This is a genomic window from Pectobacterium aroidearum, assembly GCF_041228105.1.
Lineage (GTDB): Bacteria > Pseudomonadota > Gammaproteobacteria > Enterobacterales > Enterobacteriaceae > Pectobacterium > Pectobacterium aroidearum.
The window spans coordinates 3526360-3546608 of record NZ_CP166097.1 but is presented as its reverse complement, the minus strand read 5'-3'; the positions used below and the strand labels follow the sequence as shown (position 1 = coordinate 3546608).

The 20249-nt window shown below is 39.5% G+C and carries 19 protein-coding genes; all 19 read left to right on the top strand.

Features of this window, described 5'->3' with window-relative positions:
- Window positions 1–139 precede the first annotated feature (139 nt).
- On the top strand, window positions 140–1219 hold the full coding sequence (wecA, locus tag AB8809_RS16130) for a UDP-N-acetylglucosamine--undecaprenyl-phosphate N-acetylglucosaminephosphotransferase (protein WP_320703312.1): 1080 nt from the start codon (window positions 140–142) through the stop codon (window positions 1217–1219).
- A gap of 125 nt (window positions 1220–1344) precedes the next feature.
- On the top strand, window positions 1345–2481 hold the full coding sequence (locus AB8809_RS16125) for a polysaccharide export protein (protein ID WP_320703313.1): 1137 nt from the start codon (window positions 1345–1347) through the stop codon (window positions 2479–2481).
- Window positions 2482–2489: 8 nt separating this feature from the next.
- Window positions 2490–2924, top strand: a complete 435-nt coding sequence (locus AB8809_RS16120) for a protein tyrosine phosphatase (protein WP_320703314.1) — start codon at window positions 2490–2492, stop codon at window positions 2922–2924.
- A 16-nt stretch (window positions 2925–2940) separates the two neighbouring features.
- On the top strand, window positions 2941–5115 hold the full coding sequence (gene wzc, locus AB8809_RS16115) for a tyrosine-protein kinase Wzc (RefSeq protein WP_320703315.1): 2175 nt from the start codon (window positions 2941–2943) through the stop codon (window positions 5113–5115).
- A 139-nt stretch (window positions 5116–5254) separates the two neighbouring features.
- Entirely contained in the window at window positions 5255–6130 is an 876-nt protein-coding gene (gene rfbA / locus AB8809_RS16110; RefSeq protein WP_320703316.1) for a glucose-1-phosphate thymidylyltransferase RfbA, read from the top strand.
- 4 nt (window positions 6131–6134) lie between these two features.
- A complete protein-coding gene (locus AB8809_RS16105) occupies window positions 6135–6527 on the top strand; it encodes an FdtA/QdtA family cupin domain-containing protein (RefSeq protein WP_320703317.1) in 393 nt (130 codons plus the stop codon).
- Window positions 6528–6529: 2 nt separating this feature from the next.
- On the top strand, window positions 6530–7723 hold the full coding sequence (locus AB8809_RS16100) for a formyltransferase family protein (RefSeq protein ID WP_349854953.1): 1194 nt from the start codon (window positions 6530–6532) through the stop codon (window positions 7721–7723).
- Window positions 7720–8832, top strand: a complete 1113-nt coding sequence (locus AB8809_RS16095) for a DegT/DnrJ/EryC1/StrS family aminotransferase (RefSeq protein ID WP_320703319.1) — start codon at window positions 7720–7722, stop codon at window positions 8830–8832. The genes AB8809_RS16100 and AB8809_RS16095 overlap by 4 nt, the downstream gene beginning before the upstream one ends.
- Complete coding sequence (locus AB8809_RS16090; protein WP_349854951.1) at window positions 8829–10094, top strand: O-antigen translocase; 1266 nt, start codon at window positions 8829–8831, stop codon at window positions 10092–10094. The genes AB8809_RS16095 and AB8809_RS16090 overlap by 4 nt, the downstream gene beginning before the upstream one ends.
- A 48-nt stretch (window positions 10095–10142) precedes the next feature.
- Window positions 10143–11003 (top strand): glycosyltransferase, encoded by an 861-nt coding sequence (locus AB8809_RS16085; RefSeq protein ID WP_349854949.1) that lies wholly within the window; start codon window positions 10143–10145, stop codon window positions 11001–11003.
- Between the two features lies 1 nt (window position 11004).
- Complete coding sequence (locus tag AB8809_RS16080; RefSeq protein ID WP_320703322.1) at window positions 11005–12210, top strand: hypothetical protein; 1206 nt, start codon at window positions 11005–11007, stop codon at window positions 12208–12210.
- 64 nt (window positions 12211–12274) lie between these two features.
- Window positions 12275–12766 (top strand): DapH/DapD/GlmU-related protein, encoded by a 492-nt coding sequence (locus AB8809_RS16075; RefSeq protein WP_349854947.1) that lies wholly within the window; start codon window positions 12275–12277, stop codon window positions 12764–12766.
- The gene (locus AB8809_RS16070; RefSeq protein ID WP_349854945.1) at window positions 12763–13950 is read left to right on the top strand and encodes a glycosyltransferase; all 1188 of its coding nucleotides are present in this window, start codon (window positions 12763–12765) and stop codon (window positions 13948–13950) included. The genes AB8809_RS16075 and AB8809_RS16070 overlap by 4 nt, the downstream gene beginning before the upstream one ends.
- A 23-nt stretch (window positions 13951–13973) precedes the next feature.
- Window positions 13974–15002 (top strand): glycosyltransferase, encoded by a 1029-nt coding sequence (locus tag AB8809_RS16065; protein ID WP_349854943.1) that lies wholly within the window; start codon window positions 13974–13976, stop codon window positions 15000–15002.
- Entirely contained in the window at window positions 15002–16282 is a 1281-nt protein-coding gene (locus AB8809_RS16060) for a glycosyltransferase (RefSeq protein WP_015839586.1), read from the top strand. The genes AB8809_RS16065 and AB8809_RS16060 overlap by 1 nt, the downstream gene beginning before the upstream one ends.
- 19 nt (window positions 16283–16301) lie before the next feature.
- Entirely contained in the window at window positions 16302–17411 is a 1110-nt protein-coding gene (gene gmd, locus AB8809_RS16055) for a GDP-mannose 4,6-dehydratase (protein ID WP_015839587.1), read from the top strand.
- 2 nt (window positions 17412–17413) lie between these two features.
- A complete protein-coding gene (locus tag AB8809_RS16050; RefSeq protein WP_015839588.1) occupies window positions 17414–18376 on the top strand; it encodes a GDP-L-fucose synthase in 963 nt (320 codons plus the stop codon).
- A gap of 1 nt (window position 18377) precedes the next feature.
- Window positions 18378–18836, top strand: a complete 459-nt coding sequence (locus AB8809_RS16045) for a GDP-mannose mannosyl hydrolase (RefSeq protein ID WP_320703328.1) — start codon at window positions 18378–18380, stop codon at window positions 18834–18836.
- 9 nt (window positions 18837–18845) lie between these two features.
- A complete protein-coding gene (locus AB8809_RS16040) occupies window positions 18846–20249 on the top strand; it encodes a mannose-1-phosphate guanylyltransferase/mannose-6-phosphate isomerase (protein WP_015839590.1) in 1404 nt (467 codons plus the stop codon).

Below are 20249 nucleotides of genomic sequence, written 5' to 3'. Positions count from 1 at the left end.
AGAGGGCTTACGGAGCCAGATATGTTGCCACAGGATGGTGTTCCGTACGTTGTTTGACAGCGCATTGGTTGCTATAAGCCAAGGGCGGTAGCGTGTCTGATGCAAAACATTCACATAACGGGTTGATGATGGTGCAAAAATGCAAGAATTCATGGCGGTTTTCCTGTGTGCGTTTATTGCGTTGTTTCTGGCAAGAAAAGTCGCAATAAAAGTCGGGCTGGTGGATAAACCTAATGAGCGCAAGAGACACCGTGGTCATATTCCACTTGTTGGCGGTGTTTCTATCTATATGGCCCTGTGGGTTATGTATATTTTTGATCCTGCATGGCTCCCCGACTTCTCTCTTTACATGGTTTGTGCAACGGCATTACTAGTGGTAGGTGTTTTGGACGATCGTTTTGATCTTCCCGTTCTTCCTCGCGTTGGCTTACAGGCACTTGTCGCAGGTTTGATGATGTACTCGGGTTTATACCTCATCAGCCTTGGCAATGTGCTGTTCGGTTATGAGTTGTTTTTGGGGATCTTTGGTTACACAGTTACCCTATTTGCGGTATGGGGCGCGATTAATGCTTTCAATATGGTTGATGGCATTGATGGCTTACTCGGTGCGCTTTCTTGCGTTACGTTTGGTGCGCTAGCGGTTGTTTTTTATATTGGTGGGCGTCACGAGTTAGCTCAATGGAGTCTATGTCTGCTCGCTGCGACGCTGCCTTACATCCTGTTGAATCTTGGTGTTCCATGGGGTCTGAAGTTCAAAGTGTTTATGGGGGATGCCGGAAGTACACTCATTGGTTTTACCGTTATCTGGCTGCTTGTTGTGGCAACGCAAGGCAAAGAGGCCATCATCCACCCAGTAACGGCATTGTGGATGATTGCGGTTCCTCTAATGGATATGGTGACGATCATGGTTCGCCGTATTCGCAGAGGCGATAGCCCCTTTAAACCGGATCGTGAGCATTTGCATCACATTTTGATGCGTGCTGGATTGAGCTCACGGCAATCTTTGCTGGCAATTGTTTTGGCCGCGTTGTTCCTTGCAGCAGTGGGCATTATTGGCGAGCTTGGCGGTGTGACTGAATCCATCATGCTGAGCGCGTTTCTGGTGATTTTTGTTGGCTATTTTTGGTCAATTACCCGAATATGGCGTCTACTGACGTGGTTCCGACGTAGTAGTCATAGACACGTTGCTGTTGCGGAGAAAATGGAGCAACGGCGCTGATGCAATGAATTAGCTGTTTTTTACGTCCCACTCTGCGGGTTTATTCGAATAAAAGTCCTCTATAATAACGAGTTATTTTGTAGGGATTTGCGCGACATTTAATCATAAGCGATGGCATAAACAGGATGATAAAGCACAAGTTAAAATTGATACCCGTAGTGGTGTCCATAGCCCTGCTTAGTGGCTGCACTCTAATTCCCGGTAGCCATTTATCCACTGGTGGTAAAGAAGTTATCGAGCAGCAAGACGCTGATTTTAATATTAATAAGTTGGTCAACGTTTACCCGATGACGCCTTATTTAATTGAAAAAATGCGGCCTAAGCCATTGATTGCGCAAAATAATCCTGCATTGGAGCGTGAGTTGCAAGGCTATGAATATCGCATTGGGGTTGGCGATGTCATCATGGTTACTGTGTGGGATCACCCTGAATTAACCACGCCAGCAGGGACATATCGTACTGCAGCGGATACGGGTAACTGGGTGCACTCTGATGGCACGATCTTCTATCCTTATATCGGAAAGGTAAAGGTCGCGGGTAAAACGGTTAGCGAAGTGCGTGACGAAGTTATGGGACGTTTAGCCACGTATATTGAGTCCCCTCAGGTTGATGTCAGTATTGCTGCTTTCCGTTCGCAGAAGGCATATGTCTCTGGCGAGGTCAGCAAGTCAGGTCAACAGCCGATTACCAATGTGCCACTGACTGTCCTTGATGCGATAAACAACGCAGGCGGGCTAACCGAAAATGCGGACTGGCGAAATATTGTCCTTACCCATGATGGTAAAGAACAGCGAATTTCTCTTCAGGCACTGATGCAAAATGGTGACCTTTCACAAAACCACCTCCTCTATCCTGGCGATATCCTCTATATTCCCCGTAATGATGACCTGAAAGTATTCGTCATGGGTGAAGTTAACAAGCAAAGCACCCTCAAAATGGATCGCAGCGGTATGACGCTGACCGAGGCATTGGGCAATGCAGAGGGCATGGACCAGACGCTTTCTGATGCCACAGGTGTATTTGTTATTCGTCCATTGAGAGGGACTCAAGGGCCAAAAATGGCGAATATCTACCAGCTTAATGCATCAGATGCTACAGCCATGGTGATGGGAACGGAGTTCCAGCTTCAGCCTTACGACATTGTATATGTGACGAGCGCGCCGATAGTTCGTTGGAATCGCCTGATATCTCAATTAGTTCCAACTATTTCCGCATTCAATCAATTGACGGAAGGTGGTTTACGTGTTCGTACCTGGCCATAGAGATAATTATGTTTGATTCAATATTGGTTGTCTGTGTAGGCAATATCTGCCGTTCCCCTACAGGGGAGCGGTTATTAAAGCGGGCTCTGCCTGAGAAAAAAATCGTTTCTGCCGGATTAGGGGCATTAGTTGGGAAGCCTGCTGACGCTATGGCAACGGAGGTCGCAAACCAACATGACCTTTCTCTCGAAGGGCATCAGGCGCAGCAATTAACATCGGCTTTGTGTCGCCAGTTTGATCTTATTCTCGTGATGGAAAAAGAACATATTGATGGCGTATGCCGCATCGCTCCTGAAGTGCGTGGTAAGACAATGTTATTTGGGCGCTGGTCGGAACAGCAGGAAATTGCTGATCCTTATCGTAAAAGTCGCGAAGCCTTTGAGTTTGTCTATTTGCAACTTGAGCAATCAGCCGAAAAATGGGCTCAAGCATTAAGCCGTTAACAAGTCAGGGAAACCCATGGCAGAGAAAATTTCAGTAAAAACAGCCGAAACGAATTCGGATGAGATTGATTTAGGTCGTTTGTTGGGAACACTGCTGGATAATCGCTGGTTAATTATTGGTGTAACGGCAGTTTTCACTATTATAGGCATTCTTTATGCCACGTTTGCGACACCGATTTATAAAGCAGATGCGCTCGTTCAGGTAGAGCAAAGCTCAGGTAATGCACTGCTGAAAGATATTTCTAGCACTTTGCCTGATTCAAAACCGGAGTCAGCCGCTGAAATCGAAATTATCAAATCACGGATGGTTGTTGGTAAAACAGTAGATGACTTGTCGCTAGATATTGTTGTTCAACAGAAATACTTTCCTATTTTTGGTAAAGGTTTTGCCCGCTTGATGGATGAAAAACCTGGCAGAATAGCTGTCTCTAGGTTGGAAGTGCCTAAATCGTGGCGAGATGAGGCCATTACACTACGTGTTATTGATGAACAGACGTATGAAATTGAAGCTGGCGATGCAGTAAAATTCGAAGGTAAAGTTGGCCAAATAGCAAAACACGATAATATTTCTTTATTGGTCAGTGATATTCAAGCAGAGGCCGGCACCGTTTTTCGTCTGCAAAAATTAAATTCGCTTACTGCAATCAATAATGTATTGAGTACTTTTATCGTCGCTGATAAAGGTAAAGATACGGGAGTATTATCTCTCAGTTTTGAAGGTGAGAATCCCGAATTAACCAATAAAATATTGAATAGTATTAGCAACAATTATTTACAGCAAAACGTCGAGAGAAAATCCGAAGAAGCAGGAAAGAGCCTTGAGTTTCTTAAACAGCAACTTCCGAATGTACGTTTAAATCTTGATGATGCTGATAATAAATTAAATGCCTATCGTCAGGAGAATGAATCCGTCGATTTATCGCTGGAAGCGAAAGCCGTTCTTGATACGATGGTTGCGGTTGAATCGCAGTTAAACGAATTAACATTCAAAGAAGCTGAGATATCAAAGCTTTATACTAAAGAACACCCCGCTTATCGTTCATTGCTGGAAAAACGAAAAACGTTGGAAGATGAGCGTGAGAAAATTAATAAACGTGTCGCTGCTATGCCAAAAACACAGCAGGAAATATTACGTTTAATGCGAGATGTTAATGTAGGGCAAGAAGTATACATGCAGTTGCTGAACAAACAGCAGGAGCTAAGCATCAATAAAGCTAGTACTGTAGGTAATGTCCGTATCATTGACCCATCTGCTATTCAGTTAAGCCCGGTAAAACCCAAAAAAGTTCTGGTTGTATTACTGGCGATGTTGTTGGGCGGGATGATATCAACAGCATTTGTTGTGCTCAGAGCAGTATTGCATAAAGGTATTGAAAGCCCAGAACAGCTCGAAGAAATGGGCATAAATGTCTATGCCAGCGTACCTTTGTCTGAATGGCAACAGAAAAAAGACAGAGTTCTATTAGCAAGATCCAATAAAAGTAATACACGGTCTACTGAATTACTCGCGATTGGTAACCCTACAGACCTTGCTATTGAGGCAATTAGAAGCCTCCGTACCAGTCTGCATTTTGCCATGATGGAAGCCAAAAATAATGTACTGATGATTTCTGGTGCTAGCCCGGCAATTGGTAAAACATTTATCAGTGCAAACCTTGGAGCTGTTATTTCTCAATCTGGTCAACGCGTTCTTATTGTTGACTGTGACATGCGTAAAGGGTATGCCCACGAACTGATGGGAACGCAGAGCGTTGATGGCTTGTCGGATATTTTATCTGGGCAGGTAGAAGTAGAGAAAAGTATTCGGAAAACAGCGGTGGAAAATATGGACTTCATTCCTCGCGGTCAAATTCCACCTAATCCATCTGAACTTTTAATGCATAGTCGATTCCCGCAATTTATTAAGTGGGCTGCGGAAAATTACGATATTGTATTATTGGATACGCCGCCAATACTCGCTGTAACTGATGCTGCGATTATTAGTCGACACGCAGGGACATCTCTTCTGGTTGCACGCTTTGAAGTGAATACGCTCAAAGAAATTGAGGTCAGTATCCGCCGTTTTGAACAGAATGGTGCGGAAATAAAAGGTGTCATTCTGAATGCTATTGTAAAACGTGCAGCAAGTTACTACGGCTATGGAAACTATCACTACTATACTTATGACTATAAATCAGAAAAAAATAATTAATTTTTTATGATTTAAAATTTACCCTTGTGATAACCGGATGTTCGCATCCGGTCTTCTTTAATACCTCGCTTATAAATTATCTGTCGTAATTTTTTCTATCAGATTTTATACCAAAATTGATTTTCTATTGGAGTTAACCGTGAAAGGTATAATCCTTGCTGGTGGTTCAGGAACACGCCTTTATCCTATTACATTAGGTGTATCTAAACAGCTATTGCCTATTTATGATAAGCCGATGATCTATTATCCGCTGTCTGTGCTTATGCTGGCTGGAATCCGGGATATTTTAATTATTACCACACCGGAAGATCTGAATGCGTTTCAACGACTATTAGGTACAGGTGAGGCTTTTGGCATTCGACTCTCTTATGCTGTCCAACCTAAGCCTGATGGGTTAGCACAGGCATTTATTATTGGTGAAGAATTCCTGGCCGGCGATAGCTGTAGTCTGGTATTAGGTGACAATATATTCTTCGGACAAGGGTTTAGCCCAGTCTTAAAACGTGTTGCAGCTAAGAAAACGGGTGCGACAGTATTTGGCTATCAAGTTATGGACCCAGAGCGATTTGGCGTCGTTGAATTTGATGAGAATAAGAATGTTCTTTCCATTGAGGAAAAACCTAAAAAAGCCAAATCGAATTGGGCTGTAACAGGTTTATATTTTTATGATAGCCAAGTGGTTGAATTAGCTAAACAGGTGAAACCTTCAGAAAGAGGTGAGCTTGAGATTACGACGCTTAATGAGATGTATCTGGAGCGTGGGCAATTGGAAGTGGAGTTTTTAGGACGTGGTTTTGCCTGGTTAGATACCGGTACGCATGATAGCTTGATCGAAGCTTCTACCTTTGTTGAAACGGTAGAGAAAAGGCAAGGAATGAAGATCGCGTGTTTGGAGGAAATTGCCTGGCGTAATGGATGGCTAACTAATTCACAGTTACTGGATTCAGCAAGCAGACTGATTAAAAACCAGTATGGCCAATATCTAGAGAGACTCGTCAAGGATTTTCGGGATTAATGTAATGCAGATAAGACTAATTCAATTACAAACGCATGGCGACGAGCGCGGTGCATTAGTTGCCCTCGAGCAAGATAAAAATATCCCGTTTGAAATAAAACGCGTTTATTATTTATTTAAAACGAAAGAAGGGGTACGCAGAGGATTCCATGCTCATAAAGCGTTGAAGCAAGTTGCGATAGCGGTCCGTGGTTCTTGTCGTTTTTTACTGGATGATGGTACAGAGAAGGTAGATATATTATTAGATAACCCTGCTCAGGGGCTTCTTATCGATTCATGCATTTGGCGAGAAATGTATGACTTTTCTGATGATTGCGTATTAATGGTGTTGGCAGATCAACCTTATGATGAATCTGATTACATCAGAAATTATGATGAATTTTTATCAGGGATCTGAAAATGAATGTCATTGTTGCGGGTAAAAACAATATTGCAGTTGATTTTGTTGAATGGCTGACAGAAAAGTACCCTGAAATAAAAGTATTTGGAGTAACTAACAGCACTGATAATGGATGTGATACCTTTCAACGGTCATACAAAAAATTTTGTGTTTCTCATGATATTCCGGTTTTATCGTTAGAAGATGCATATCTAGTCGAAGGGATATTTATCTCTCTAGAGTTTGACAAGATTATTGATACGAATAAATTCAAGAAAAGTAACTGTTTTAATATTCATTTTTCTAATCTACCTAAATATAAGGGAATGTATACATCGGCATGGCCTATTATCAACGGAGAAGAAAAGGCTGGTGTTACGTTCCATGAAATTGATAACGGGATCGATACGGGGGACATCATCTCTCAAAAAGAGTTTCTACTTGATGAGAATGAAACTGCGGGTTCTTTATATTTAAAATATATCCGCCATGGAACTCAATTGGTAAAAGATGTCTTCCCTAAATTGGTTGAAGGGAATTACGAAAGAAAGAAACAGAATTACATTAATTCAAGCTATTACTCGAAAAAAAGTATTGATTATAAAAATGTCAGTATAGAGCTAAATAGAACTGCATTCCAAATAAAGCAACAAACTAACGCTTTCACTTTTCGCTATTACCAACTCCCTAAGGTTTTAGGGTATGAAATTTTTGGTGCAAAAGTGTTAGACGATAAATCAATACTGAAAGCCGGTTCTGTTGTTGAGGATAGTAATAATTATATTGTTTTATCTTCGATTGATTATAATATCATGCTGTTCAAAGATAATTTTTCTAAAATATTAGAATTGAGCAAAGCTGCAAGTTTTGAGGATCTTGCTTTAAACGCGCCTTTTCGCAATACATTGTTTGAGAAAAATGAGAAAGGATGGAGCCCTATCATTGTTGCGGCCTATCATGGCAACATCGAACTTATAAAAAAATTGGTGGAAATTGGGGCTGATGTCAATGACACTAATTATAATGGTACGACTGTTGCAATGTATTTGAAGGACTATGTTATAAAAAGCAAGAATTACTCTCTGATGGAAGAGTTGGTAAAATTAGGAGCTGACTTGAACATCAGAGATTACCATGGGTTAAATATTTTTGATTATCTTGAATTATCTAAAGTAGATGAAGCTGAACAAAAAATTTTTAAGGAATTAAAATGATAAATTTTTTAGATTTAAAGAAAATCAATAATGAGTATAAAAAAGATTTATTAGCGGCTTTTGATCGGGTTGTTGATTCAGGGTGGTATATTCAAGGTTCCGAACTTGTTTCATTTGAAAAAGAATTTTCAAATTACTGTGGCGTAAAGCATGCCATCGGCGTGGCAAATGGGTTGGATGCACTTATTTTAACTTTTCGGGCATGGATAGAGCTTGGGAAGTTAAAGGAAGGGGATGAAGTTATTGTCCAGGCTAATACTTATATCGCTTCAGTTTTAGCAATAACTGAGAATAACCTGGTTCCAGTTCTGGTAGAACCCGATCCAGAGACCTATAATTTATCTTCTGAAAGAATAAGAGCAGCGATAACCGATAAGACAAAAGCAATTCTGCCAGTACATCTTTACGGAAAAGTAAGTCCGATGGATGAGATTTTACTCATCGCTAAAGAATATGATCTTTTGGTATTAGAAGATTGTGCTCAGGCTCACGGCGCTATTTTTAATGGTAGGAAAGTCGGTGGATGGGGTGATGCAGCCGGTTTTAGTTTTTATCCAGGTAAGAATCTAGGTGCACTGGGTGATGCTGGCGCGATAACAACAAACAGCGATGAGTTGGCTGCAACATTAATGGCTTTACGTAACTACGGGTCACATAAAAAATACGAAAATCTCTATCAAGGTGTTAATAGTAGGCTTGATGAGCTTCAGGCTGCTTTTCTTTCTGTGAAGTTAAAATCGTTAGATGAAAGTAATAGTAGAAGACAAGAAATTGCTAGTCTTTACTGTGCTGGAATAAAAAACGATCTCATTAAATTACCTGTATTTCCTGAAAAATCTGAAGAACATGTTTGGCATCTATTTGTTGTTGAATGTGAGCGTCGGAGCGAGTTGCAGGCTTATCTTACTGCTAATGGCGTGCAAACTTTAATTCATTACCCTACGCCGCCGCATCTTCAAGAGGCTTACAGCAATTTAGGTTTTTCTGAAGGTGACTTCCCAGTCACTGAGCGCATACATAAACAGGTACTCAGTTTGCCAATGGGGCCAACCCTGACGAATTCGGACGTACAGGAAGTTATTACAGTCATTAATGAGTTTCGAGGATGAAAAAACTACTTTCGGTGACTTTTTTCAGTGGGTTACTAACGCTGGCAAGAATGGGAAGTGGTTTTATTATTGCTAAAGTCGTCGCTATCTACACTGGTCCAGCCGGAATGGCTATGCTGGGCCAGATCCAAAGTATGATTGTGAGTTTAAATGGCATTGTTAACGCTCCAGTCGGCAGTGGGTTAGTACGTTACACGGCTGAGTATGAAAAGCAGGGGATTGGTGCGTGCTCACCTTGGTGGAAGGCCAGTGCCTGGTGGCTGGTGGTTATTCTATGTATTGTGATGCCGACTGGATTCCTGTTTGCCAGACCGCTCGCACAGTGGTTATTTCGTAATCCAGATTATGCTTGGATAATCTGGGCTGCATCAGCAATGTTACCATTGGCTGCCATAGGGACATTAGTCAACTCCGTGGTTAATGGATATCAGCAATATCGCCTTTATATCATCCTTGGTGCGATATCCACCGCAGTATCATGCATATTAATGATCACTCTGGTTATTACATTTGGAATAACCGGAGCGTTATTAGCTGCATCAATACAAACGGGATTAATTGGGATTGTGCTTTTATGTGGCGTTTTACGTCAACCGTGGGTGGCCTTACGCTTTTGGTGGGGAAGTCAGGGCGTTGATAAGGAACATAAAAAGAGGATAGGCGGCTATATTTTAATGGCCATTACTTCTTCTTTAACTGTTCCTATCGCGTTGATCGCAGTACGTAATATTTTGATATCTAATGTCGGTTGGGAAAGTGCGGGACAATGGCAAGCGGTATGGAAGATTTCAGAAGTTTATCTCGGTGTAATAACCATCGCACTGAGTACGTACTTTCTGCCTAAGCTGTCGACATTAAAGGATGTGAAAGATATAAAAAAAGAAATTAATCAAACTTTGCTCATCATTATTCCGATTGTTTCTTTGATGGCTATTTGTGTTTATTTCTTAAGAGATGTTGCTATATCTTTGCTATTCACTGAACAATTTAGAGATGCTAGAGATCTGTTTGCCATCCAATTAATTGGTGATGTCATAAAAATCATCAGTTGGCTTTATGCATACCCAATGATCTCTAGGGGGGCTACAAAGTGGTTTATTTTTACGGAAATATTTTTTAGTGGGCTGTTTGTCTTTTTGTCATACTTCTTAATTGCAGCTTATGGCACACAAGGCGCGAATTTGGCCTACTTGATTAACTACTTATTATACATGATCTTTGTTAGTCTTAATCTAAATAGAGTTTGTCGTCATCGCCTTTAAATATAGTATCTTGGCTATTATTGGTGCGTGAAGTTAAATAAGGTTATTATGTCAATAAATAATTTAGTTAGTGTTATTATTCCTGTATATAATCATGAAAGATATGTAGTGGATTCTATAACTAGCGTTTTAAATCAAAGTTATTCTCCTGTTGAGATAATTGTTTTAAACGATGGCTCTACCGATAATTCTCATGAGAAAATTTCTGAATTAAAAAAACACCATGATTTTATTTACATAAACAAAGCCAACGAAGGATTGTCTAAAACGCTAAAAAGAGGCCTTGAATTATGTAATGGCGACTATTTTGCTATTCTGGCTTCAGATGACATGTGGTTGGAAAAGAAACTGGAAGAACAAATAAAGTACATGAACGATCATGATTCATGTGTTGCATGTTGTGCCCAGGTGAATGTGATTGATGAATGCAACAATGTTACTCCGGGAGATACTAGAGAAAAGGTTGAGGTATTTGATTTTGAACGGATTATGATTGAGGGGTATAAAATACCTCCTGCAACAATATTAATCCGTCGAGACAAATTGACTGAGAATAATTTCAGGGAAGATTTAAAGGTTGAGGACCTGTTTTTATGGCTCAGTTTGACAGTAAATGGTGGAACATTGGATGTTTTGCCTCAAAATTTAGCTAACTATCGTATTCATAGCCACAATACGACGGGTAATCTTGCTCTTATAGCTGAGTACCATCATAAAACAATCGATCTTTTTAAGAATGAAAAAATATATAAACGTGCAAAGGTAGAATGGAGTAAGTTCTCCTTCAGGCAATTAACTAGAAAATATAAAAAATACTCATTAAACTTTATTTTTCCGGATGCCCGGTTTTTTCTAAGCAGTAGCTTTTTGATCGGTTTTATTAAACTGGTTTTTATCTGGAAAAAATAAAATGATTGACTTTCGTTCAGTAAATAACAAGCTGACAGGACCCTTTGGAAAAGGGTTCTATAAATTTATTTTTTTATTTTTTTATTTCTATTTTATAATTATTCCGTTTGTGTTGTCAGAGTTTGATATATACTCTGTTTTTGCTTTTATAATATCTCTTACCGGTGCATTATCTTTCTTTTTATCTTACTCTCATCATAGAAAATTTCTTTGGTTTGAAAGAGACCTTCTTTCTCGTAAAGAATTCATACTAAATGTATTTATAACGATTGCATTTTTGTTTATTTTTTCTAGCTTGCTTGGCAGTTTCGTTCTTAAGGATAACTTGGTCGGGGATGATATTGATTATACGAGCTCATTTGCAGATAATAATCCCTATTTAACTATACTGTATATATTAAAAACCACGTTTATTACACTTTTTCTATTTTTTTATATAAAAGGAAGTAGAGCGAGATATTGGCTATGCTTTTCATTATCTTTACTGAGTGTGCTTGATTCCCCTACTCGGATGTTAATTATCCAACAAATAATAATATGGGGTTTTTATGGTCACTACTTTAAGATGTTTACTGTTAAGTTTTATCATTATTTATTAATTGCTCTTTGTGCCCCTTTTGTGATGCTTGTTTTGCTTTTAAAGCGCGGAAGGGGAGAGAATAATGATGTGATGTTTATTATTGATCGGTTATTAGATTCTGATTTTTACGATATAAAAAATTTAATTGTAACTGCATTGGAGTCTTTTAACTCATTTGATATGTATATCAATATAATAAAAGACTCATTTATAAGAATTGAAAATGGAGTTTTACGAACACCTTTTATGTTCGTGCCGCGTAGTATATGGCCAGATAAACCTGAAAGTATATCCAGGGTGATTTCATTTAGTTATAACCCTTCTCAATACAATACAGGTGGTGGAACGGTCGCTACGCTATTTGGCGATATGTATATTAATGGTGGATTTATCGCTGTCATTCTTCTTTGTGGGTTTTTAGGGTTCTTTTCACGGTTAATATATAACACGACGTGTTATACGAAAGAATCTTATTATTCAGAATGTTTTAAAGTGGCCCTTTATTCTTTTTTTACATATTACACATTGCACTTTTATCGTGGCTTCTTTAGCGAAATGTTATGGCAGTTGTTGTTAGTAATAATGTTTCTTTTTTTCCTGCGTGTCCTTTTTTTCAAAAGGAATTAGCAAATTAGTCTTTGTTAAATATTCTTTTGATATGAATTTTTGAGTTAATATAAAAAGAGGCTGTATGTTTAGGTTCTTTGTTAGGATGCTGCATAGTATCCTCCCGACATCTCGCTTTTTCTCTTTAAGACGGTTCCTTCTCAAATTTGTTAATGTCCATGTCGGTGATAACGTATGTTATTGCGGTGGCGGTGGTATTTACGGCAATGGTGAAGTGTTCTTAGGGAACAATGTTTGGCTGAGCCCTAATGTCAGTATATATTCTAATGTTATGGCTATTGTGACAATAAAAGACAATTGTGATATTGGCCATGAAGTGAGTTTCATCACTGGCTCTCATGAAATTGGTGATAGTGAAAGAAGAGCGGGTAAAGGAACTGCTGCCTCAATTACTGTTGAAGAGGGATGTTGGATTGGTGCTCGGACAATTATATTGGGTGGCGTTACGATAGGCAAAGGTGCTGTTGTTGCCGCTGGCTCTGTGGTTACTGATAATGTCCCTTCAAATACTTTGGTTGCTGGTGTGCCTGCTAAGGTTAAACGTATTTTGCCATGAAGAAAATTATTATTATTTGTAATGCTATTGATGACGCGGTTAGAAGTGAACGAAACATAACGACAGATAGTCCTGCCGCATCCAGAAAGGTCTTTATGCTTGCTGATGCGTTAGCTAATACTAACGTACATGTTGATATTATTAGCATGGGCAGAGGAAAGGCAGATGGTCGTTTTAAATTTTATAACCTTAAAAAAGTAAAAAAAGGTAATGCGAATATTATCTATTTGCCTTTTACACATATTCGTTTTCTTTCCGAGTTACTCACCTTTTTTTATTTGGCTATTATTACTGCTTGCTCTATAGCTAAAGGCGGTTACTCAGATAAAGCTGTTATTTTCTATAATCGCTTGCCTGCATATATTTTAAGTCTCTTTACTTCAGTTATTTTCAGAAAAAAAAGAATCATAGATATTGAAGATGGAGAGATTGTCTCGAATGAAGGCAAATCACTCAAAAAGAAAATCAAATCAATAGTTCCTTGGCTCTATGATGTTTTTTGCAAAGATGGCGCAATGTTAGCGTGCTCTGCGCTGTCTTCGATGACAAAAATAGAACATACGACCTGTTATTACGGCACGGTTAGTCCTGTTTTAAGAGAAAATGCCGTATTTGATAGCAACAAGGTATCCATTTTATTATCCGGGTCTTTATCTGAGGACACTGGTGCTGAACGGTTATCCAATGCGATTCGTTTGATGCGTTCAGATAGTCACCGGTGGCATAATGTTCAGTTTGAGATTTCCGGGCAAGGTCCATCTTTGCAGAGTTTCAAAAATCTAATGAATGATGAGGGATTCCCTGCTGTCCGTGTGCATGGAAGACTGAGTAACGCTGATTACCATGAATTATTGATCAATTGTGATGTTGGACTTGCATTGAAACCGATCAGCGGCGCTCTTGCTAACACAACGTTTCCATCTAAAGTTGTAGAATATGCAAATTCCGGTTTATTAGTAATCTCAACGGATATCAGTGATGTCCGCCATGTGTTGGGTAATAATGGTGCCATTTTTTTGAGCACTGATTCAGAAGATGAAATCATAAACGCGTTTGATAAAGTCATACACGATATGGTGTGGTCGAGAAAAACTGCCGAGGAAGGAAAAAATAATGTCCTTAACTTACTGGCACCTGAATACGCAAGTAATAAGCTAATCGATTTTATTTTTCGTAATTCATGAAAACCCCTCAGCTAGGTATTCTTATGTATGACATTATATTTGTTACCCATCTCCCTGCTTTTTATAAAATAAATCTTTATAACGAAATTGCGAAAAATAAAAGGATTCTTGTTGTTTTTATTTCCAGTGGTTCTGAAATAAGAAATGACGATTTTATTAAGGGTGAAATGAATTTCGAATATAAATTCATCAATGAAGGTGGTTTTGAGTTAAGACAGAAATACGCTTCTTTGTTCCATCTGTTGAAATTATTACGTTCTGTTCAGTATAAAAAAATTGTCATAGGTGGATGGGATCTTATTGAGTTTTGGGGAGTGGCCTTTACTAGCCCACGAGCGAAAAACGCGGTTGTGATCGAGTCTACCCGCTATGAGAGCGTGGTTTCTGGATTAAAAGGAAAAATAAAAAGGTTGTTTCTGAGTCGAATCTCAACAGCTTTTTGTAGTGGTGCTCCTCATAGAGAACTTATTGAGTCACTGTATTTTCCGGGCGAGATTATAACTACCTACGGAGTGGGGTTGAATAATCACGCTACGGATAATCATGTTAGACAGGATAAACACACCTATCGTGGCCGATTTTTGTATGTTGGCCGATTAGCTGAAGAGAAAGGTTTGGATTTCCTTTTGGATTTTTTCCGTACTCATCCTGAGTTGTCACTGACTATTGTTGGCGATGGGCCACAGAGAGAAAGCCTGGAGAATAGGGCTAGCGAGAATGTTCTGTTCAAAGGGTATGTTAATAATTCTGAGCTAAATTCTATTTTTGTCGAGCATGATATTTTTATTTTCCCTTCAACTTCTGAACCATGGGGATTGGTTGTTGAGGAAGCACTTGCATACGGCTTACCTGTTATTTGTTCAGATAAAGTTGGATGTGGGCAAGATCTTGTCGAGGCATATAAAGCAGGAATAGTGTTCCACGTTAACGATGCGTCTTCGTTAAGTCATGCTGTATCAGAAATGAGTGAGCGGTATGATGAGTTTTGTTCCAATATATCCTTAATAAGTTTTGATGAAATTAATAGAAAACAAATAGAGTCATATTACTGATGGTTAAAGTGAAGCTGATCTCCTTTTCCTTGTCTAAGGGAGGTGCTGCAATTGCAGCGAAAAAATTTGGTTCTTTACTTTTAGATAATGGATATAGCGTTGATTTTATTAACCAGGATAACGCTGGAAGATGGTCTTTTTTGAAAAGAGTAATTTCCTTTATCCTAGTGAAGATGCAGGTTGATAATAATCCAATAAAACATTCGCTGAATCTTTTCTCCCATAAACCCGTTACTGATTCTTTTAATTGCATCAATGCTGTTCATCATTTCCACTGGATAAATAACGATACATTAAGCATTTTTGATTTTGATAAGATCCCACAAGGATCCATCTTTACATTGCATGATGAATGGCTGTATTGCGGTGTTGAGCATTATGCCCACGTTGATCTTGAGTGTAAGAATGGTCATGAAGAATTGGATCTTGATTTCATAAATGGATATAAATCTTCCAAGAAAGGGATCAAAGGAATAAATTGGTCTTTTTATATTTGGAAAATTAAAAATAGAAAATTGAGTAAAAGAAAAGATATCGTTTATACCGTTCCCTCTCTGTGGATGCTCGATAGAGCTAAAAAAAGTCAAATTTTGAAGGGCGCGGATATCAGATTATTACCTAACCCAATAGATGTCGATGTTTTTAAGCCATTGAGTACTCTGGCTCGTGATGAACTTCGAAAAAAAATGGGGTTTTCCGAAGATGATTTCTTGATTATTTTTGGTGCAATTGGTGGTAATAAGAATCCGATAAAAGGCGGAAAGCAGCTTGAAGAGTCTTTAAATCATTTAAAATCTTTGGTATCAGAAAACGATCTTCGACGCATTCGGCTGATAATTTTTGGTAGTGCAGAAAAATCATCGGAAGCATTTTCTGGTTTTTCCTGCTCTTGGGTTGGACATATTAAGGATCCTGCAGAGCTATCAGCGCTTTATTCGTGTGCTGATTGTGCTGTGATTCCCTCTCTTGTTGAGTCTTTCGGACAAGTTGCAGCTGAGGCTTTGGCTAGTGAAACGCCTGTGATTTGCTTTGAAACCTCTGGCCTGAAAGATATTGTTATAAATGAGCGTACGGGATTTACTGTTGAGCAATTTGATACATGTGCTTTTGCTTACGCGATAAAGAATATGTCCCTTCTTTCGCCAGAAAAAAGGAAGAGTATGGGACGTTTGGGTAGAGAGTTTGTTGTGGAAAATTTCTCTTACCGCGTTGTCAGTGAAAATTATTTTTCATTAATTAATGAAGTCAATAGCAAGAAACTAAATAACCTTGTGAAATAGTTTTTTATTAGGAATATACATGAAAAAGGCAATTATTAGTGGTATTACTGGTCAAGATGGTTCTTATTTGGCAGAGTTTCTTCTAGAAAAAGGTTATGAAGTTCATGGTATTGTGAGGAGAGCCTCTTCTTACAATACGGCACGTATTGATCATATTAGTGAGGAATATGGTCAGAATCTTCATTTGCACTATGGAGATTTGACGGATACCTCGAACCTGGTTCGCCTTGTCAAAGAAATTGAGCCCGACGAGTTCTATAATCTCGGTGCCCAATCTCATGTTGCAGTGTCTTTTGAATCACCTGAATATACCGCTGATGTTGATGCTATTGGCACATTGCGTATTCTTGAGGCGATTCGCATTAATGGATTAGAGAAAAAGACGCGTTTTTACCAGGCATCAACGTCTGAACTTTACGGCTTGGTACAAGAGATTCCACAACGAGAAACTACACCATTTTACCCTCGTTCACCTTATGCTGTAGCGAAGCTATATGCATACTGGATTACGGTAAACTACCGTGAATCTTATGGAATGTATGCCTGTAACGGTATTCTCTTCAACCATGAATCTCCTCGTCGTGGTGAAACATTTGTTACTCGTAAAATTACCCGAGCTATTGCCAATATCTCTCAGGGGCTAGAGTCTTGTTTGCATTTGGGAAATATGGACTCGTTGCGTGACTGGGGACATGCTAAAGATTACGTTCGTATGCAGTGGCTAATGTTGCAGCAAAATAATCCAGAGGATTTTGTCATCGCAACAGGCTACCAAATTACAGTACGTGAGTTCGTTCGTATGTCTGCATTAGAAGCAGGGATTGAGCTTGAGTTTAGCGGCAGCGGCGTTGATGAAATTGCGACAGTAAAAGCCATCACTGGGAATAATGCGCCTGCGGTTAAAGTAGGCGATGTTATCGTCAAAGTGGATCCACGTTACTTTAGACCTGCAGAAGTTGAGACTCTCTTGGGTGATCCGGCAAAAGCAAAAGAAAAATTAGGCTGGGTACCGGAAATCACAGTAAATGAAATGTGTGCCGAAATGGTTGCTTCAGATCTGGATAACGCGAAACAGCATGTCTTACTTAAGCAACACGGATTTGACGTATCTATTTCTGTGGAGAGATAAGAATGAAAAAACGCGTTTATGTTGCTGGCCATCGAGGTATGGTCGGCTCTGCAATTGTGCGGCAGCTCCAGACAAGAAATGATATCGAGATAGTTGTCCGCACACGTGATGAGTTGGATCTCACATCGCAGAATGCAGTAAGAGATTTCTTTGCCGAAGAAAATATTGATGAAGTTTATCTCGCTGCTGCGAAAGTAGGGGGGATTCATGCGAATAATACTTATCCGGCAGAATTTATTTATGAGAACTTAATGATTGAAAGCAATATCATAAATTATGCGCATCAATCAGGTGTGAATAAATTGCTTTTTTTAGGTTCTTCATGCATTTATCCTAAACTTGTTGAACAGCCGATGAAAGAGTCGGCTTTATTAACAGATGTTTTGGAGGCGACAAATGAGCCTTATGCGATTGCTAAAATAGCAGGGATAAAATTATGCGAGTCATATAATCGACAGTACGGTAGAGATTATCGTAGCGTAATGCCGACTAATCTTTATGGGGAAAATGATAACTTCCACCCCGAAAACTCGCATGTTATTCCGGCGTTAATGCGTCGTTTTCATGAAGCTAAAGTTTCAAACGCTCCTGAGGTTGTTGTATGGGGGAGTGGTAAGCCGATGCGAGAGTTTTTGTTTGTGGATGATATGGCATCAGCATCAATTCACGTGATGGAATTGGATAAGACTGTCTATGACTCTCATACTGATCCTATGCTGTCACATATCAATGTCGGGACTGGCGTTGATTGCACTATCGGTGAAATGGCTAACACAATGGCGAAAGTGGTTGGATACCAAGGTAACGTGGTATTCGACGCCAGCAAACCTGATGGTACACCAAGAAAATTAATGGATGTCTCCAGATTAAAACAATTAGGATGGCAATATAAAATAGAGTTAGAAGAAGGGTTGTTAAAAACATACAACTGGTTCTTAGCTAATCAAAGTTCTTTTAGGAAATAATATGTCGGAGTTCCTGGAAAGAAATCTGTTTAAGACTATTGTTGAAAAGACTCCTCTGGTCTCTATCGATTTTGTCATTGAGAATAAATCAGGTCATATATTGTTAGGAAAACGTCTAAACCTTCCTGCTAAGAATTACTGGTTTGTTCCCGGTGGCAGAATACGTAAAGATGAGACTATCTCTAGTGCTTTCACTCGGTTAGCACTAGATGAGCTAAATGTTCATGCAGCATTTAGCTCAGCCAATTTCATTGGGCCATATGAGCATTTTTATACGGATAATTTTTCCGGAGATGATTTTTCCACCCATTATGTTGTTTTGGCCTACAAGCTAAACCTTGATGTTGATTTATCTCAGCTTCCGAATAAGCAACATGATAATTATAACTGGTTCGAAATTGACCAATTGTTGTCAAGTCCAGATGTTCATGAAAATACTAAGAATTATTTCTTGAAATAAGGGTTGTTTATGATTTTACCAGTTATTATGGCCGGAGGTTCTGGTTCCCGCTTATGGCCTTTGTCACGAACATTATATCCAAAGCAATTTCTATCTTTAATCAGCAACTTAACAATGTTGCAAGATACTGTAATGAGATTGCGTGATATAGAACATCAGTCTCCTCTCTTTATTTGTAATGAGGCACACCGGTTTATTGTTGCGGAGCAATTGCGACAAAAAAACATAAAGCATAGTGGGATTATTTTAGAGCCCGTAGGACGTAATACGGCTCCGGCTATTGCTCTGGCTGCGCTGCAGGCCATCCAAAATGGTGACGATCCTATCCTGCTGGTTCTGGCCGCCGATCATGCTATACAGAATGAAGATGCGTTTACCGCAGCTGTTTCATCGGCGATTGCGCATGCATCGAAAGGTAAGTTAGTGACTTTCGGTATTGTGCCTGATCGCCCTGAAACCGGTTATGGATATATTCGCAGAGGCTCACCGGTTGAGAGCGCGTTTACCGTGTCTTCCTTTGTTGAGAAACCTGATGCAGCCAGTGCCCAGAACTACCTGGATACTGGTGAGTATTATTGGAATAGCGGTATGTTTATGTTTAAAGCATCTCGCTACTTGAAAGAGTTAGAGTGCCATAGCCCTGAAATATACCAGGCGTGTAGCAAATCGATTGAAGGCATTAATAAGGATTTAGACTTCATTCGGTTAGATAGTAAGGCTTTCCATATTTGCCCAGATGATTCCATTGATTACGCTGTTATGGAAAAAACGAGTGATGCCGTGGTTGTTCCGATGGATGCAAGCTGGAGCGATGTAGGATCATGGTCCGCCTTGTGGGATATTGCAGAAAAAGATAAGAATGGAAATGCGATTCGTGGAGATGTTTTAACTGAGAAGACCAATAGTAGTTATATCTATTCTCAGAATAAACTTGTTGCAACGGTTGGTATTGATAATCTTATTGTCGTTGAGACAAAAGATGCAGTTTTAGTGGCGAGTAAAGATAGCGTTCAAGATGTTAAGGCAATAGTAGAGAAATTGAAACGTTCTGATCGCTGCGAATATTTACAGCATCGGGAAGTGTTTCGCCCGTGGGGTTCTCATGATCAAATTGCGGAAGGTGAGCGTTATCATGTAAAACGGGTTGTCGTCAAACCGGGAGAAAGAACGGCAACGCAACTTCATTATCACCGGGCAGAACACTGGGTTGTTGTTTCAGGGACAGCGAAGGTTCATAAGGGAGATGAAGTGCATTTAGTATCAGAGAACGAGTCAATTTATATACCAATTGGTACATCACATGCGATCGAAAATCCCGGAAAAGTGATGTTGGAAATTATAGAAGTTCGCAGTGGTGCTTATTTAGGTGAGGATGATGTATTGCGTGTCGGCACTATCAGCGTAGGGTATTAA